Source organism: Hyphobacterium vulgare, assembly GCF_042643335.1.
In the GTDB taxonomy this organism is placed as follows: domain Bacteria; phylum Pseudomonadota; class Alphaproteobacteria; order Caulobacterales; family Maricaulaceae; genus Hyphobacterium; species Hyphobacterium vulgare.
In genome coordinates this window covers 227,901-243,475 of the sequence record NZ_JBHRSV010000001.1, presented here as the reverse complement: position 1 = coordinate 243,475, position 15,575 = coordinate 227,901, and the positions used below count along the sequence as shown (strand labels likewise).

The 15,575-nt window shown below is 65.4% G+C and carries 16 protein-coding genes; 11 read left to right on the top strand and 5 right to left on the bottom strand.

Annotation, left to right across the window (positions count from 1 at the left end; translation table 11 throughout):
• The first annotated feature begins 1 nt into the window (after position 1).
• The 11 genes from ACFOOR_RS01270 to ACFOOR_RS01220 all read left to right on the top strand — a co-directional run bounded on the left by ACFOOR_RS01270 (position 2) and on the right by ACFOOR_RS01220 (position 10,789).
• The gene (locus ACFOOR_RS01270; protein WP_343163561.1) at positions 2 to 2,233 is read left to right on the top strand and encodes a RelA/SpoT family protein; all 2,232 of its coding nucleotides are present in this window, start codon (positions 2 to 4) and stop codon (positions 2,231 to 2,233) included.
• The gene (gene pyrE / locus ACFOOR_RS01265; protein ID WP_343163562.1) at positions 2,230 to 2,817 is read left to right on the top strand and encodes an orotate phosphoribosyltransferase; all 588 of its coding nucleotides are present in this window, start codon (positions 2,230 to 2,232) and stop codon (positions 2,815 to 2,817) included. The genes ACFOOR_RS01270 and pyrE overlap by 4 nt, the downstream gene beginning before the upstream one ends.
• Positions 2,818 to 2,819: 2 nt before the next feature.
• Positions 2,820 to 3,566: a pyridoxine 5'-phosphate synthase gene (locus ACFOOR_RS01260; protein WP_343163563.1), complete on the top strand. Its 747-nt coding sequence runs from the start codon at positions 2,820 to 2,822 to the stop codon at positions 3,564 to 3,566.
• Complete coding sequence (acpS, locus tag ACFOOR_RS01255) at positions 3,563 to 3,973, top strand: holo-ACP synthase (RefSeq protein WP_343163564.1); 411 nt, start codon at positions 3,563 to 3,565, stop codon at positions 3,971 to 3,973. The genes ACFOOR_RS01260 and acpS overlap by 4 nt, the downstream gene beginning before the upstream one ends.
• Positions 3,970 to 4,659 carry a ribonuclease III gene (rnc, locus tag ACFOOR_RS01250; RefSeq protein WP_343163565.1) on the top strand — a complete coding sequence of 230 codons (690 nt, stop codon included), beginning with the start codon at positions 3,970 to 3,972 and terminating at the stop codon, positions 4,657 to 4,659. Before acpS ends, rnc begins: the two co-directional genes overlap by 4 nt.
• Positions 4,649 to 5,593 carry a GTPase Era gene (gene era, locus ACFOOR_RS01245; protein WP_343163566.1) on the top strand — a complete coding sequence of 315 codons (945 nt, stop codon included), beginning with the start codon at positions 4,649 to 4,651 and terminating at the stop codon, positions 5,591 to 5,593. The genes rnc and era overlap by 11 nt, the downstream gene beginning before the upstream one ends.
• 17 nt (positions 5,594 to 5,610) lie before the next feature.
• On the top strand, positions 5,611 to 6,342 hold the full coding sequence (gene recO, locus ACFOOR_RS01240) for a DNA repair protein RecO (RefSeq protein WP_343163567.1): 732 nt from the start codon (positions 5,611 to 5,613) through the stop codon (positions 6,340 to 6,342).
• 65 nt (positions 6,343 to 6,407) lie between these two features.
• Positions 6,408 to 8,681 (top strand): DNA topoisomerase IV subunit A, encoded by a 2,274-nt coding sequence (gene parC, locus ACFOOR_RS01235; RefSeq protein WP_343163568.1) that lies wholly within the window; start codon positions 6,408 to 6,410, stop codon positions 8,679 to 8,681.
• Positions 8,682 to 8,720: 39 nt separating this feature from the next.
• Entirely contained in the window at positions 8,721 to 9,269 is a 549-nt protein-coding gene (locus ACFOOR_RS01230) for a LemA family protein (RefSeq protein ID WP_343163569.1), read from the top strand.
• Positions 9,270 to 9,279: 10 nt separating this feature from the next.
• The gene (locus ACFOOR_RS01225; protein WP_343163570.1) at positions 9,280 to 10,305 is read left to right on the top strand and encodes a M48 family metallopeptidase; all 1,026 of its coding nucleotides are present in this window, start codon (positions 9,280 to 9,282) and stop codon (positions 10,303 to 10,305) included.
• Between the two features lie 7 nt (positions 10,306 to 10,312).
• Entirely contained in the window at positions 10,313 to 10,789 is a 477-nt protein-coding gene (locus tag ACFOOR_RS01220; RefSeq protein WP_343163571.1) for a hypothetical protein, read from the top strand.
• Here ACFOOR_RS01220 and ACFOOR_RS01215 read toward each other — a convergent pair.
• The 5 genes from ACFOOR_RS01215 to ACFOOR_RS01195 are packed head-to-tail and all read right to left on the bottom strand — an operon-like array spanning position 10,764 to position 15,563.
• Complete coding sequence (locus ACFOOR_RS01215; RefSeq protein WP_343163572.1) at positions 10,764 to 11,300, bottom strand: GNAT family N-acetyltransferase; 537 nt, start codon at positions 11,298 to 11,300, stop codon at positions 10,764 to 10,766. The genes ACFOOR_RS01220 and ACFOOR_RS01215 overlap by 26 nt on opposite strands.
• Positions 11,293 to 12,885 (bottom strand): TRAP transporter large permease, encoded by a 1,593-nt coding sequence (locus ACFOOR_RS01210; protein ID WP_343163573.1) that lies wholly within the window; start codon positions 12,883 to 12,885, stop codon positions 11,293 to 11,295. Before ACFOOR_RS01210 ends, ACFOOR_RS01215 begins: the two co-directional genes overlap by 8 nt.
• A gap of 3 nt (positions 12,886 to 12,888) precedes the next feature.
• A complete protein-coding gene (locus ACFOOR_RS01205; protein WP_343163574.1) occupies positions 12,889 to 13,668 on the bottom strand; it encodes a TRAP transporter small permease subunit in 780 nt (259 codons plus the stop codon).
• Positions 13,669 to 13,671: 3 nt separating this feature from the next.
• The gene (locus ACFOOR_RS01200) at positions 13,672 to 14,793 is read right to left on the bottom strand and encodes a TRAP transporter substrate-binding protein (RefSeq protein ID WP_343163575.1); all 1,122 of its coding nucleotides are present in this window, start codon (positions 14,791 to 14,793) and stop codon (positions 13,672 to 13,674) included.
• Positions 14,793 to 15,563 (bottom strand): arginyltransferase, encoded by a 771-nt coding sequence (locus tag ACFOOR_RS01195; protein ID WP_343163576.1) that lies wholly within the window; start codon positions 15,561 to 15,563, stop codon positions 14,793 to 14,795. The genes ACFOOR_RS01200 and ACFOOR_RS01195 overlap by 1 nt, the downstream gene beginning before the upstream one ends.
• Between the last annotated feature and the right edge of the window lie 12 nt (positions 15,564 to 15,575).

Genomic DNA, 15,575 nt, shown 5'->3' with positions numbered 1-15,575 from the left:
CTTGAGCGCGGTCACCACGAGTCTCGCGCCCCCTGAAATCGCTGCTGCACCGAGCGCGGACGATCTGATCGCCCGCGTTCATCGCTATGATTCGCGCGCCGACGCGGACATGATCCGCCGCGCCTTCAATTTCTCGAAAGAGATGCACGCGCCGCAGAAACGCTATTCCGGCGAGCCGTACCACAACCATGTCGTCGGCGTGGCGATGAACCTCGCCGATCTGCGCATGGACACGGCGACCATCTGCACCGGGTTGCTGCACGACACGGTCGAGGACACGCCCGCGACACTCGACGACATCCGCACCCAGTTCAGCCCCGAAATCGCGGCGCTGGTCGACGGGGTGACCAAGCTCGGCCAGATGGAGCTGAGCTCGAAGAAGACCAAGCAGGCAGAAAACCTGCAGAAGCTGGTCGTGGCGATTTCGTCCGACGTGCGCGTGCTGATCGTGAAGCTGGCTGACCGGCTGCACAACATGCGCACGCTCTACCACATTCCGAGGCCGGAAAAGCGCGAGCGGATTTCGGCGGAAACGCTGGACATTTACGCGCCCCTGGCGCGCCGCATCGGCATCAACCGGGTGTGTGTCGAGCTGGAAGACCTGGCCTTCCAGCACATCAATCCGGCGGCGTTTGAATCGATCACCAGGCGCCTGGCCGAACTGCGCGAGCGCCAGAGCAAGCAGGTCGGCGCGATGTCGGCCGCCATCCTGGAGCGGCTTTCACAGTCGGGGATTGAAGCCCGCGTCTTCGGACGCGTGAAGCGGCCCTATTCGATCTGGCGCAAGCTGGAGCGCAAGGGCGTCACCTTCGACGAGATTGCCGACATCTATGCCTTCCGCGTGATCGTCGCGACGCCGGACGATTGCTACCGCGCGCTCGGGGCGATCCACCAGACCTGGCGCAGCCTGCCGGAACGCTTCCGCGACTTCATCTCGACCCCGAAGCCGAACAATTACCGCTCGCTTCACACGACGGTCGTCGGCGGCGGCAATGTCCGCGTCGAGTTGCAGATCCGCACGGAAGAAATGGAAGACATCGCAGAAAGCGGCGTTGCCGCGCACTGGCGCTACAAGGGGCACAGCTATGGCTATGACCCGGCGGCGGCGCGTGCGGCGGGCGGTGATCCGCTGGAACGTCTACGGCCCTTCGTCGAAATTCTCGAACAGGGCGGCGATCCGGAAGAATTCCTCGAACACGCCAAGCTCGAGATGTTCGCCGACCAGGTCTATTGCTTCACGCCGAAGGGCGAGCTGATCGCGCTACCGATGGGGGCCACACCGCTCGACTTCGCCTATGCGGTCCACACCGAACTCGGTCACACCTGCGTCGGGGCCAAGGTCAATGGCAGCGACCGGCCGTTGCGCACGCGTCTGAAGAACGGCGATGTGATCACCATCCTGCGCGGCACAGTGCGCCAGCCGCCGCCGGGCTGGGAAGATCTCGTCGTTACCGGGCGCGCCCGCGCCGCGATCCGCCGCTTGATCCGCTCCTCGGAGCGCGACGAGTTCGAACGTATCGGCAAGATCATCGCCGAACACGCCTTCCGCCGCGACGGGAAGACCTTCCGCGAGGACCTGCTGGGCGAGGCCCTGCAGCGGCTTGAGCTCGCGAATGCGGGTGATCTCTACATCGCGCTCGGCCGTGGACGGGTCACAGGCAATGACCTGCTCGAAGCCGCCTTCCCGGGGCGCAAGGACGAACGCGAGGAGACGACCTCTACCCGCGAACTGATCCAGGACGACAAGGCGCGGCTCTATGTCCGCGCGCGCGGCCTGACCCCCGGCGTGTCACTGCACTTCGCGGCGTGTTGCTCGCCGCTCCCGGGCGACCGGATCGTCGGCGTTCTGGTGCCGGACAAGGGTGTCGAGATCCACACGATCGATTGCGAGCGCCTGTCGGATTTCGACGAGGGTGACGAAGACCAGTGGATTGATCTCGGCTGGACGCCCGAGGCGGAAGAAAACGCCGTGTCGCTCGGCCGCGTACACGCGACCATGCACAACGAACCCGGCGCGCTCGCTGAGGTCGCCAAGGCCGTGGGCGAGAACCGGGGCAATATCGCCAATCTGAAGACGCTGAAGCGGGCGACCGACTTCTTCGAGATGCAGTTCGACATCGAGGTGTTCGACGCGAAACACCTGTCCAACATCGTCTCCGCGCTCAAGATGTGCGAAAGCGTCGTCGATGCGCAGCGAATCCGCGGCGACACCGAAATCGAGGACGACGAATGAACAAGGACGAGGTGCTGGACGAGTTCCGGGCGGCGGGCGCGCTGAAGGAAGGGCATTTCATCCTGTCGTCCGGCCTCAGGAGCCCGGTCTTCCTGATGAAGGCGCTGGTCTTCGCCGACGCCAGGCGCACCGAGAAGCTGTGCGCGGCGCTGGCCGACAAGGTGCGCGGCGAGCTGTCCGATCAACCGACCATCGTCGTGTCGCCCGCCGTCGGCGGCATCGTGCCCGGCTACGAGATGGGCCGGCAGATGGGCTTGCCGGCGATCTATGTCGAGCGCGAGGAGGGCGAGTTCCGTCTCCGCCGCGGCTTCGAACTGGGCCCCGAAGACAAGGTGCTGGTGGTCGAGGACATCGTGACGACCGGCCTGTCCTCGCGCGAATGCATCGACGCGATCAAGGCGACGGGCGCGACGGTGCTGGCTGAGGCCTGCCTCGTCGACCGTTCGGGCGGCGAGGCCGATGTCGGTGTGCCGCTGATCTCGCTCGCCCAGGTGAAATTCCCGGCCTATGCGCCGGACGATCTGCCCCCCGAACTGGCCGCCATTCCCGCAACCAAGCCGGGCAGCCGCGGACTGAAGGCCTGACCATGCTGCGCCTGGGCGTCAATATCGATCACGTGGCGACGATCAGGAATGCCCGGGGCGGGGCGCATCCCGACCCGGTGCGCGCCGCGCATGCCGCCGCCGAAGCGGGGGCTGACGGGATCACCGCGCATCTGCGCGAAGACCGGCGGCATATTTCCGACGCCGATATCGACCGTTTGTCGCGCGAGATATCGCTGCCGCTCAACCTCGAGATGGCGGCGACCGACGAGATGCTGGCGATCGCGCTGCGCCATACGCCGCATGCGGTGTGCATCGTGCCGGAGAAGCGCGAGGAGCGCACCACCGAAGGCGGTCTCGACGTCGCCGCGCAGCACCGCCATATCGCGCCCTTTGTGGACCAGCTTGGTGCTGCGGGTTGCCGCGTCTCGCTCTTCATCGAAGCCGATCCGGTGCAGATCGCTGTGGCGGAAGCGCTCGGAGCAGCAGTCGTGGAACTGCATACCGGGGCCTATGCCGAAGCCTGGCTCGCCGGGGACCGCGAGGCCGTTGAGCATCACCTGACGCGTCTGCGCCGCAGCGCGGAAGAGGGTCAGAAGCGCGGGCTCGAAATCCATGCCGGGCACGGCCTGACCTTTGACTGCGTGAAGCCGGTCGCGGCGATCCCGGAAGTCGCCGAACTGAATATCGGGCATTTCCTCGTCGGCGAGGCGATCTTCTCCGGACTTCATGCTGCGGTGAAGCGCATGCGCGCGCTGATGGACGAAGCCCGCAGAGAGGCGGCGGCGTGATCGTCGGGATCGGATCCGACCTCATCGACATCCGCCGGATCGAGCGGACTCTGGAACGCCATGGCGAGCGCTTCACCCAGCGCTGTTTCACCGAGGTCGAACGGGCGAAGTCCGACAAGCGCCGTATGCGCGCAGCCAGCTATGCGAAACGCTATGCCGCCAAGGAGGCGGGGGCCAAGGCGCTCGGGACCGGGATTGCGCGCGGCGTGTCGTGGAAGGAAATCGGGGTCGTGAACCTGCCGGGCGGCAAGCCGACACTGGAACTGAAGGGCAGGGCGCTTGACTGGCTCGCGCGCCTGACACCGCCGGGTCACACGCCGGTGGTGCACATCACCATCACCGACGATCATCCGTGGGCGCAGGCCTTCGTGGTGATCGAGGCGCTGCCGCACGCACCCAGCGCATGAGCGATCTGGCCCAGCTCCAGAAACGGCTCGGCTACGCCTTCCGGGACGAGACGCTGTTGCAGCGGGCGTTGACCCATGGGAGCTATCTGTCGCTGCCGGGCCAGTCCGAGACCCGCTCCAATCAGCGCCTCGAATTCCTCGGCGACCGGGTGCTGGGGCTCGCCGCGGCCGAATGGCTGTTTGCCGAGCGCGGCGAAGCGGACGAGGGCGATCTGACCTCGGCCTTTCATCCGCTGGTGCGCAAGGAGGCCTGCGCGCACATTGCCGAGAAAATGGGACTGGAGCCGCATCTGCTGACCGGTGCGATCGAAACGCACGGGTCGAAGACGCGCGTGTCGATCCTCGGCGATGCCTGCGAGGCCGTATTGGGCGCGATCTATCTCGACGGCGGCTATGATGCGGCGCGCGGCGTGTTCGAACGCTTCTGGATCCCGGAAGCGGACAATCTGTCCTATACGGAGAAGGACGCCATCGTGATCCTTCACGAATGGGCGCTGAAACGGTTCCGCAAGGCGCCGGACTACATCACTATCGGCCAGACGGGCGAGGCCCATACGCCCGTCTTCGAGGTCGAGGTTCGGATATCCGACATCGCCCCGGCCCTCGGAACGGGCCGGAGTCTCAAACAGGCGCGCCGCGAAGCGGCGGAAGCCTTCATCAAGCGGGAGAAGCTGCGTGAGCGGTAACCAGACGCGGGCCGGCTTTGCCGCCGTCATCGGCGCCCCGAATGCGGGCAAGTCGACACTCGTGAACGCCCTCGTCGGCGAGAAGGTGTCGATCGTCACCCAGAAGGTGCAGACCACGCGCTTTCCGATCCGGGGCGTGGCGATGCACGGCACGACCCAGATCGTGCTGGTCGATACGCCCGGCGTGTTCGCACCGCGCCGCCGGCTCGACCGCGCCATGGTCCGCGCGGCCTGGACCGGGGCCCAGGACGCTGACGTGGTTGTTCACGTGATCGATGCCGCCTCGCGCGCCGATGTCGAGGACGGGCAGGGCAAGGCCGGGCAGAAGCGCTCGGTCGAGGACGATGACCGGGTGATCGAGGGGCTGAAGGCATCCGGCCGCAAAGCAATCCTGGCCCTGAACAAGGTCGATCTGATGCGCCGCGACCGCCTGCTGGCGTTGTCGCAGGATTTGTTCGGAACCGGGGTCTATTCCGACGTCTTCATGATCAGCGCGGAAAAGGGTCATGGCGTTGCCGATCTCAAGGCCGTGCTGGCCGACCGCATGCCGGATGGCCCCTATTTCTTCCCGGAAGACCAGTCCGCCGACGTGCCGCAGCGGGTCATGGCGGCCGAGATCACGCGCGAGAAGCTCTATCTGCGCCTGCACAAGGAATTGCCCTATGCCAGCCATGTCGAGACCGAGGGCTGGCAGGTCAAGAAGGACGGCTCGGTCCGGATCGACCAGATCATCTATATCGAACGCGAGACGCAAAAGCCGATCGTGCTGGGCAAGGGCGGGGCGACGATCAAGAAGATCGGCGAACTGGCCCGCGCCGACATGGAGGATCTGTTCGGCTGCAAGGTGCATCTCTTCCTGCAGGTGCAGGTGAAGCCGAACTGGGCCGAGCGGTCCGAGCACTACACGTCGATCGGACTCGACTTCAATTCGTGAGGCGCTAAGCCCGGCAGATGGAATGGACGGGTGACGGCATTGTTCTCGCGGTCCGGCCGCATGGCGAAACCAGCGCCATTGTCGACCTGCTGACGGAATCGCAGGGGCGGCATACCGGTCTCGTGCGGGGCGGGCGTTCGCGCACGGCCCGGCCGGTCCTGCAACCGGGGAACCGGGTGCATGCCACCTGGCGGGCGCGGCTGTCCGACCATCTCGGGAATTTTGATGTCGAGGCCGACCGGCTTGTCGCCGGCGAGTTGATGGAGGACCGGCTGGCGCTCGCCGGACTCAATGCCGCCTGCACGATGGCCTGTCTCGCCCTGCCTGAGCGGGAGCCGCATGCAGCGGTCTATCGCGCTTTCTCCATCCTGCTGGATTCCTTTGCAAAACCGGATATCTGGCCAGCGCTCTACGTGAGGTGGGAGGCCGGCTTGCTGACCGATCTCGGCTACGGGATCGACCTGACGCGGTGTGCAATCACCGGCGAGCGCGAGGGGCTGAGCCATGTCAGTCCGAAATCCGGGCGGGCAGTGACGGCGTCTGCCGCCGAGCCCTATATCGACAAACTGTTGAAACTGCCAGCCTTCCTGACTGGTTCAGATCAGGAAGTGGGCGAGGGGGATGTCGCCGCCGGGCTCGCCCTTACCGGGCATTTTCTGCAGCGCCGGGTGCTCTGGCCGCACGACCGCGACCTGCCGGAGGCGCGCCAGCGCATGATCGACCGGCTGGCCGAGGCGGGGCGGCTGTAGACGGGCGCGTATCACCGGTCAGACCCGCTACACTTACCGGCAACGCGAATCAGGGGGCCTGACCCATGGGCGAGCTTGTCACACCGGATGGCGGCGAGATCTTCGAAGAGCCGTTCGATGAAGCGCTGTCGAAGCGCTATCTCGCCTATGCGCTGTCGACCATCACCCAGCGCGCGCTGCCCGATGCACGCGACGGTCTGAAGCCGGTTCACCGGCGCATCCTGCATGCGATGCGTCTTCTCAAGCTCGACCCGGAAACCGCATTCAAGAAGTCGGCGCGGGTGGTCGGCGATGTGATCGGCCGCTTCCACCCGCATGGCGATCAGGCCGTCTATGATGCCATGGTCCGGCTCGCGCAGGATTTCGCCTCGCGCTATCCCCTGGTCGACGGGCAGGGCAATTTCGGAAATATCGACGGCGATAACGCCGCCGCCTACCGCTATACCGAGGCCCGCCTAACCGAGACGGCGCGGCTGCTTCTGGAAGGCCTCGACGAAGGCGCCGTCGATTTCCGCAAGACCTACAATGAGGAAGACGACGAACCCGTCGTCCTGCCTGCGGCCTTCCCCAACCTGCTGGCAAACGGCTCGTCCGGCATCGCGGTCGGCATGGCGACGAACATTCCGCCGCACAACGCCTATGAACTGTGCCGCGCGGCGCGCCAGCTGATCAACAATCCGGATGCCTCCGTGGCGCAGCTCTGCCGTTCGGTGAAGGGGCCGGACTTTCCCACCGGCGGGATCTGCGTCGAACCGGCGGAGGCCATCCGCGAGGCCTATGAGACGGGCCGCGGCGGCTTCCGCGTCCGTGCCCGATGGGAACAGGAAGACCTTGGGCGCGGCACCTGGCAGATCGTCGTCACCGAGATTCCCTATCAGGTCCAGAAGGCCAAACTGGTGGAGCGGATCGCCCAACTGCTCGACCAGAAGAAGCTGCCGCTCCTTGAAGACGTGCGCGACGAGAGTGCGGAAGACATCCGCCTCGTGCTCGAGCCGAAGAACCGGAATGTCGATCCGGCGGTGCTGATGGAGTCGCTGTTCAAGCTGACCGAGCTGGAATCGCGGATATCGCTCAATCTCAACGTGCTCGATCCGTACGGTGCGCCGCGCGTTATGAGCCTCAAGGACGTGCTTCGCGTCTGGCTCGATCACCGCCGCGAGGTCGTTGTCCGCCGCGCGAGCAACCGGCTCGCCAAGGTCGAGGACCGGCTGGAAGTGCTGGCCGGTTACATCATCGTCTATGCCGATCTCGACGAGGTGATCCGGATCATCCGCTTCGAGGACGAGCCGAAGCAGACGCTGATGAAGACGTTCAGCCTGACCGAACGCCAGGCCGAAGCCATTCTCAACATGCGCCTGCGCGCCCTGCGCAAGCTGGAAGAGATCGCCATCCGCGAGGAGGAGGCGAAGCTCACGGCCGAGCGCAAGACGCTGAAAACGCTGATCGCGTCGGATGCGGAACAGTGGGCGAAGGTCGATGGCGAGATTGCCGCCGTCGAGGAGGCCTACGGTCCGAAGACTCCGCTCGGCCGCCGCCGTACCGAATTCGCTGACGCGCCGGACACCGATCTCGACGCCGTGGCCGAGGCCTTCATCGTGAAGGAATCCATCACGGTCGTGGTTTCCGAAAAGGGCTGGATAAGGGCGCTCAAGGGCCATTCGATCGACCTGTCCTCGGTGGTCTTCAAGGAAGGCGATCGGGGCATGTTTGCCGAGAAATGCGAAACGACTGACAAGCTGATCCTGTTCGCCACGGACGGCCGCTTCTACACGCTGGACGCGTCGAAACTGCCGGGGGGGCGCGGCCATGGCGAGCCGCTGCGCCTGCATGCCGGTCTGCCGGATGCTGCGGCACCCGTTGCGCTGTTCAGACACGAACCGGAACGCATGTTGCTGGTTGCATCGCGCGCTGCCCAGGGCTTCCGGATCAAGGAATCCGAAGTCTTCGGCATGAAGAAGGGCGGCAAACAGGTGCTGAATGTCGGGGACGGTGAGGCGCTGGTCTGCATCCCGGCGCGCGGCGACATGGTTGCGGTGCTCGGTGCCAACAAGAAGCTGCTGGTCTTCGCGCTGGAGGAAATTCCGGAAATGACCCGCGGCAAGGGGGTTCGCCTGCTCGGCGGCAAGGGTGCCGAACTGTCTGACGCGACCGTGTTCAGCGCCGAGGAAGGCCTCAGCTGGATCGATGGCGCGGGCCGCCGCCAGAGCCTGCCGGACTGGCCAAACTGGCTCGGGAAACGCGCCCAGGCCGGCCGGATTCAGCCGAAGGGTTTACCCAAGAACCAGAAATTCGCACCTCGCGATCCCGCCATCGTGGCGCGGGCCGCAGATTCGGCGTAAGAGGGCGTTCAAAGCCCAATCCATCGGAGACCGATGCCCATGTTGATCACTCTCGGCGTTATTGCCGTTCTCGTTGTCATCCTCGTCCTCATCTACAACCGGCTCGTCGCGCTGCGGCAGACGACGAACCAGGCGTGGGGCGATATCGATGTCCAGCTGAAGCAGCGTCAGGACCTGGTTCCGAACCTGGTCGAGACGGTGAAGGGCTATGCCAGCCACGAGAAGGACACGCTTGAAAAGGTCGTTCAGGCACGCAACGCCGCCGTGTCCGCCCATTCGGTGAAGGATCAGGCACAGGCGGAAAACATGCTGTCGGGTGCGCTGCGACAGCTGTTCGCCCTGTCGGAAGCCTATCCGGACCTGAAGGCGAACGAGAACTTCCTGAAACTGCAGGCCGAACTCGCCGATCTGGAAAACAAGATCGCCGCGGCGCGCCGCTTCTTCAACAATGCGGTCAACGAATACAACACCGCGATCGAGCAATTCCCCGCCGTCGTGCTGGCCAGCCCGATGGGCTTCAAGCCGCGCGAATTCTTCGAAGTGGCCGACCGGGCCGCGGTGGAGAATGCTCCGGCGGTAAAGTTCTAGGGAGGCGCTGATGCTCGGCGCCACCGGGCTCAGAACGCATATCTGGAACAACAATCTGAAGTCCGTCCTGTTGCTGGCGGGCTTCCCGTTTCTCCTGATGCTGCTGGCGCTGGCCGCGTCACTGGTTCTCGTCGCCTTCACGGGCGGCGAGGGCGGCAGTTATGCCTCGAAATCGGGGGGATATTCCTCTTCCACCTTCGACGCGGTGATGGCGAACTGGCCGCAAATGGCGTTGTGGTCCGTGATCATCGCAGGCATCTGGTTCATCATCGCATGGTTTTCGCACCAGGCGATGATCGACGCGGCGACGGGCGCGCGGAAAGTCACCCGCGAGGAGCAGCCGGAACTCTACAACCTTCTGGAAAATCTCTGCATTTCGCGCGGCATCACGATGCCGTCGCTGCGCATCATCGAGACGCCGCAGATGAATGCCTATGCCAGCGGCCTGACCGAGAAACAGTATTCGGTGACCGTGACTTCCGGGCTGATGCAGCGGCTCGACCGCGACGAGCTGGAGGCGGTGCTGGCGCACGAGCTGACGCACATTCTCAATCGCGACGTTCGTCTTCTCGTCATCTCCGTCATCTTCGTCGGCATCTTCTCCTTCGTGGCGCAGATCGGCGTGCGCGCGATGTTCCACGGCGCCGTCGTCCGGTCCGGCCGCTCGCGGCGCGGGGGCGGCGGCAATGCCGCGGTCCTGATGCTGATCGCGGTCGGAATCGTCGCGCTGGCCTGGTTTCTGGCGATCGCGATCCGCTTCGCGCTTTCGAGGAAGCGCGAATACATGGCCGATGCCGGGGCGGTCGAACTGACCAGGAACCCAGATGCGATGATCGGCGCGCTAGAGAAGATATCCGGCCACGCGGCAATGGATGAAGCGCCGTCGGAAATCCGCGAAATGATGATCGAGAACCCGAAATCCGGTTTCTCCGGCATCTTCATGACGCACCCGCCGATCGAGAAGCGTATCGAGGCGCTCGAAAAATTTGCTGGCGGCCGGCGCGAACCGGGCTATAGCGCCGTGCCGACGGTGTGAGCCTTTCGTGATGCTGACTACCCTGATCCTGCTTGCCGCCATCCAGACCGCGCCCGACGGGTGTGCGGTGACGGCTTCCGACGGCATGCCGCCCGACATGCGCCGCCCGAATGGCGTTCAACAATGGAATGACTGGGCCAGCAGCCGGGTCGCGCAGGGCTGGATGGCCCAGACCGTCGAACGGGCGGCCACCGAGGACGATGCCGAAGTCATCGCCGCGGTGCGCGCGGCCTATGAAGCCGAGCATGGACGCCAGCCGGACCCTGTCTTCGATCCGCGCCGGGCGTGGTTCGATGCCGAGGGGGACGAGACCTTCGTGCTCTTTGTTGCGCCGCAGGGATGCGCGGCCGGCCCGGCTCCGGATTATGTCGCGGCACTGATCGACGGCGAGACCAGCGAGGTTCGCGAGATCACGGGCGATGTGGTGATCGTGCGCGGCAGCTATCGCCCGGTCCGGCTCACGGGCGGCGCTCGTACACAGTGACGGGCTTGCCGCCGAACTCCGTTTCCTGCCAGGCCGTATAGCCCGCCTTCACCGCGACCCCGATCGACGCCGTATTGTGCGGGTTGATGATCGCGACGCAGCGCGGCCGGTTGCGCGCGCGGTCGATCCAGGCTTGTGCGCCCAGTACCGCCTCGGTGGCGTAGCCCTTGCCGTGCGCGTCCGGCGTGATGGCGTAGCCCAGCTCAGGCAAGCCGCGGATCGACGGCGTCATGGCGCGGCAGAAATCGGCAAAACCGCATTCCCCGACGAAACGTCCGCAGTCCTTCTCGATGACCGCCCAGAAGCCGAATCCGAGGATCGCCCAAAGGCCCGGATAGCGCAGCATACGCAGCCAGGCGTCGCCAGGGGACGACGTCATTGACCCGATATAGCGCTGCGTCGTTTCGTGCGCCCACAGGGCGTAGGAATGGGGTGCGTCCTCGGCCCGGTGCCCGCGCAGGATCAGACGTTCGGTCTCCAGGACCGGGATCGAGAAAGTGTCCTCAGTCATAGAGCAGGCCCGGCAGTCCGGTCGCGAGCCAAGGCAGGAAGGCCACGATCGCGATCACCACGATCTGGATCGCCACGAAGGGCATGGCCCCGCGATAGATCGCCCCCGTCGTGACCTCCGGCGGTGCCACCCCGCGCAGATAGAAGAGCGCAAAGCCGAAAGGCGGGGTCAGGAAGCTGGTCTGCAGGTTGAGGGCCATCAGGACGCCGAGCCAGACCGGATCGATGCCCATCATCAGCAGGATCGGCGCGACGATCGGCACCACGACGAAGGTGATCTCGATGAAGTCGAGGAAGAAGCCGAGCAGGAACATCACCGCCATGACGACAGCGAGCGCACCCCATTTGCCGCCGGGTACGGCCTCAAGGGCGTGCTGGACCGTGGCGTCACCGCCCAGTTCGCGGAAGATCAGCGAGAACAGCGAGGCGCCGATGAGAATGACAAAGACCATGGACGAGATCTGCGCCGTCGTGGTCATGACGTCGTCGAGCACGCTCGATCGGTAGAGCCGGAACAGGGCGACCGCCGAGCCCGCAACGGTCAGGGCAACGAGGGCGAAGGCCAGTGTGATGCCGAGCTGGTCACCGGCCGAGGCCGCTTCCCTGCCAAGCCGAAGATCGACGAATACGGTCAGTGCGATCAGCGAGATCAGCGCCAGGGCACCGACACCGGTGACGATGCGTCCGCCGACCGGGTTGCCGCTTGCGCCGGCATTGCGGAAGGCGGCGAGGAAGGTGGCTCCGACCGCACCGACACCCGCCGCTTCGGTCGGGGTCGCCAGACCGGTCAGGATCGAGCCGAGCACGGCGACGATCAGGGCGAGGGGTGGGATCAGGGCATGGAACACCTGGGCCCAGTCTGTCTTCGCCTCGTCGCGCGGCACCGCCGGCGCGGCGGACGGTTTCAGTATGGCGATCACAACCTGATAGCCAACATAGGCGCCGACCAGGATCAGGCCCGGGATCAATGCGCCGGCGAACAGGTCGCCGACCGAAACGATGTCCGGCGAGAAAATGCCCTGGGCACGCTGCGCCTCCTGGTAGGCGTTGGACAGCTGGTCACCAAGCAGCACAAGAACGATCGAGGGCGGAATGATCTGCCCCAGCGTGCCGGCCGCGGCGATCGAACCGGAGGCGAGGGCAGGCGAATAGCCGCGCTTCAGCATGGTCGGCAGGGAGAGCAGGCCCATCGTGACGACCGTGGCGCCGACAATCCCCGTCGATGCGGCGAGCAGCGCGCCAACCACGACGACGGAAATGCCGAGCCCGCCGCGCATCGACCCGAACAGCTTGCCCATCGCTTCGAGCAATTCCTCGGCGACCTTCGATTTTTCGAGCATCACGCCCATGAAGACGAAAAGCGGCACCGCGACGAGGATCTGCTTGTCCATCTCCATCATGTTTCCGTAGATGCGCTGCGGAAAGGCACGAAGATGGATGGTGTCGAAGACGCCGAGCGCCATGCCGATCAGGGCAAAGACGAGCGCCACGCCGGCGAGGGTGAAGGCGACCGGGAAGCCGCGCAGCAAGGCGGCAAAGGCCGCCAGGAACATCACGAAGGGCAGAAGTTCGATCAGGAGCGTCATCGCCTAGAGCTCCCGCTCGACGGCGCGCGGATGCGCGGGAGCCGGCCGCCCGGAAATCGTCAGCGCCGACTGCGCCGCCATCGAGATGCCCTGCAGGATCAGCATCACCGCGAAGACCGGAATCGCCGCCTTCAGGAGAAACACGAAGGCGAGGCCGTCGCTTTCGCGGGATCGCTCGAGAATGCGCCAGGACGCGTTCACATAGGGGCTGGACATGACGAGGATCAGCCAGCCCATCGGGATCAGGGCGAGATAGACACCGAACAGGTCCGTCCAGGCTTTCCCGCGTGCAGTCATCTTTGAATAGACGATGTCGACCCGGACATGGCCGTCCGCGAGGAGGGTGATGCCGGAGGACAACAGGAAGAGCAAAGCGTGCATGTAGATCACGCTCTCCTGCAGGCCGGTCATGGCGATGCCGAAGACATAACGCTGGACCACGACGACTGCGGTCACGATGACCAGGCCGAGGGCGAACCAGCGCGCTGCGTCGCCGATCGCCGTCGTCACCGCGTCAATGACGCCGATGACGATGCGCAACAAGCGGTCGAACGGGCCTGGCAGGGCGGCGAACCGGCCCCAGAGCGCGGCGATCAGCGGCAGGAGCAGGAGCGGGGACAGGGCCAGGCCGAGCCAGCCGAGTGCCGATGCGGTGCCCGCTGCCAGTCTGTAGAGATTGGCCTGGGACCATGCCGAAACGCCGCCTCCGGTCGCGGAATCGATCAGCGACAGGACCAGGCCGGTACCTATCACGGCGAGGAGTAGGGCGTCCCCCGCGCGCATCGCCTATTCGCCGAGCACGCGTTCGCGCTGCATGAAGTAGTCCGGCTCGGAAATCCGGCCCCATTCGCGCCCGCGGCGGCGGCCTTCGAGATAGCTCTCATAGATCCGACGACCGAGCGCATCGTGATTGCCGACATCGGCGACGACCTGTTCGGAAATCTCGGCGATCCGCATCCACATCTCGTCGGAGAAGCGGCGCAGTTCGACGCCGTGGTCCTCGACGAGGACGCGGAGCGCGACGGCATTCTGGTGCGCGAATTCGGCCAACGACTGGTTGTTCGCCGCCCGGCAGGCGGCGCGCAGGATCGCCTGGTGGTCGCTTTCGAGGCTGTCCCAGACGCCGCGATTGATCCCGACGCCGAGCGCGGAACCCGGTTCGTGGAAACCGGGGCCGTAATAATACGGTGCCTCGCGGTAGAAGCCGAAGGCGAGGTCATTCCACGGCCCCACCCATTCGGTGGCGTCGATCGTACCCGATTGCAGGGCGGGATAGATTTCGCTGCCCGACAGCGCGACGGCGGCGCCGCCCAGTTCGCGCAGAACGGTGCCACCGAGGCCGGGTATGCGCATGCGCAAGCCGCGGAAGTCTTCCAGCGTGTTGATCTCGCGCTTGAACCAGCCGCCCATCTGCAGGCCGGAATTGCCGGCCTGGAAGGAGATGATGCCAAACTGGCCAGCGAGTTCTTCCCAGAGTTCCTGCCCGCCGCCAAACTCGCACCAGGCCATGATTTCGGTCGCGGTCATGCCCAGCGGCACGGCGGTGAAGAAGTTGAAGGCCGGGTGTTTGCCCTGCCAGTAGTATTCGGCCGCGTGATACATGTCCGCCGCGCCGGTCGAGACGGCGTCGAAAACTTCGAACGCGCCAACGATCTCGCCCGCGCCATAGACGCGGATATCGAGCGTCCCGCCCGACATCTCGTTACAGAACTGAGCGACACGGTCGGCCGCGGTGCCGAGGCCGGGAAAGTTGGCCGGCCAGGTCGTGACCATGCGCAACTGGCGTGTGCGCCGGCGGTTGACGGCCGGAGCGGCCGGACCGCTGGTCTGGCTGTCCTGCGCGCCACAGGCGGTGGCGACGGTGGCGGCTGCGATCGACGCTCCGCTCAGAAATGTGCGGCGGTCCATTAGTCCTCCCCTTCGTCCGCACCGGGTTCGTCCCCGATGTCGTTCAGAATGTTCTCCAGCGACTGCCAGCCGGCGCTGGTCAGCACTTCGAGCGGCCGGAAGCGCGACTTGTAGTCCATTTTCCGGCTGCCCGGCACCCAATAGCCCAGATAGACGTTGGAAAAACCGTTCTGTCCTGTCCAGCGGATCGCGTCCAGCACGATGAATGTGCCGGGGCTCCGCGGCGCATCGTCTGGATCGAAGAAGCTGTAGAGCAGGGACGGACCGTCGCGCAGCCGGTCGATGAGCGCGCAGGCGCGCAAGCGACCGGCGGGATCGCGATACTCGACGAGATCCGTGCGCTGCGCGCCGTCACTGACCATCAGCACATATTCGCCATAGCTCATCCCGGCCATGTCGCCATCGCCATGCCGGGCGTCGAGATAGCGGGTCAGCAGGGCAAATTGCTCGGCGGTCGCTTCGGCAGGCTTTTCGTGCCGGACGAGATCGTCATTGCGCTTGAGGACGCGGCGAAAGCTGCGCGACCAGTCGAAGGTTTCGACCGGAATCCGGGCGGAATGACACGCGTCGCACTGTTCGCACGCCGGGCGGTAGAGCACGCCCTGCGACCGGCGGAAGCCGGCATGGGTCAGGGCGTCGTTCAGGCCCGGCCCTTCACCCGGATCGATCCGGGTAAACAGTTTCCGTTCCTGACGGCCCGGCAGATAGGGGCAGGGCCCTGCCGCGGTCAGGTAGAAGGGAATCTGCCGTGTCGAGAAGGGATGCGTCACGCCCCCGCGCCT

Bases quoted from the DNA above. Each gene is read 5' to 3' on its own strand.
- rnc (WP_343163565.1), top strand. From the start codon at position 3,970: ATGAGCGATCTGGCCCAGCTCCAGAAACGGCTCGGCTACGCCTTCCGG.
- pyrE (WP_343163562.1), top strand. From the start codon at position 2,230: ATGAACAAGGACGAGGTGCTGGACGAGTTCCGGGCGGCGGGCGCGCTG.
- ACFOOR_RS01225 (WP_343163570.1), top strand. From the start codon at position 9,280: ATGCTCGGCGCCACCGGGCTCAGAACGCATATCTGGAACAACAATCTG.
- ACFOOR_RS01215 (WP_343163572.1), bottom strand. From the start codon at position 11,300: ATGACTGAGGACACTTTCTCGATCCCGGTCCTGGAGACCGAACGTCTG.
- ACFOOR_RS01200 (WP_343163575.1), bottom strand. From the start codon at position 14,793: ATGGACCGCCGCACATTTCTGAGCGGAGCGTCGATCGCAGCCGCCACC.
- ACFOOR_RS01210 (WP_343163573.1), bottom strand. From the start codon at position 12,885: ATGACGCTCCTGATCGAACTTCTGCCCTTCGTGATGTTCCTGGCGGCC.
- parC (WP_343163568.1), top strand. From the start codon at position 6,408: ATGGGCGAGCTTGTCACACCGGATGGCGGCGAGATCTTCGAAGAGCCG.
- recO (WP_343163567.1), top strand. From the start codon at position 5,611: ATGGAATGGACGGGTGACGGCATTGTTCTCGCGGTCCGGCCGCATGGC.
- ACFOOR_RS01260 (WP_343163563.1), top strand. From the start codon at position 2,820: ATGCTGCGCCTGGGCGTCAATATCGATCACGTGGCGACGATCAGGAAT.
- ACFOOR_RS01205 (WP_343163574.1), bottom strand. From the start codon at position 13,668: ATGCGCGCGGGGGACGCCCTACTCCTCGCCGTGATAGGTACCGGCCTG.
- ACFOOR_RS01230 (WP_343163569.1), top strand. From the start codon at position 8,721: ATGTTGATCACTCTCGGCGTTATTGCCGTTCTCGTTGTCATCCTCGTC.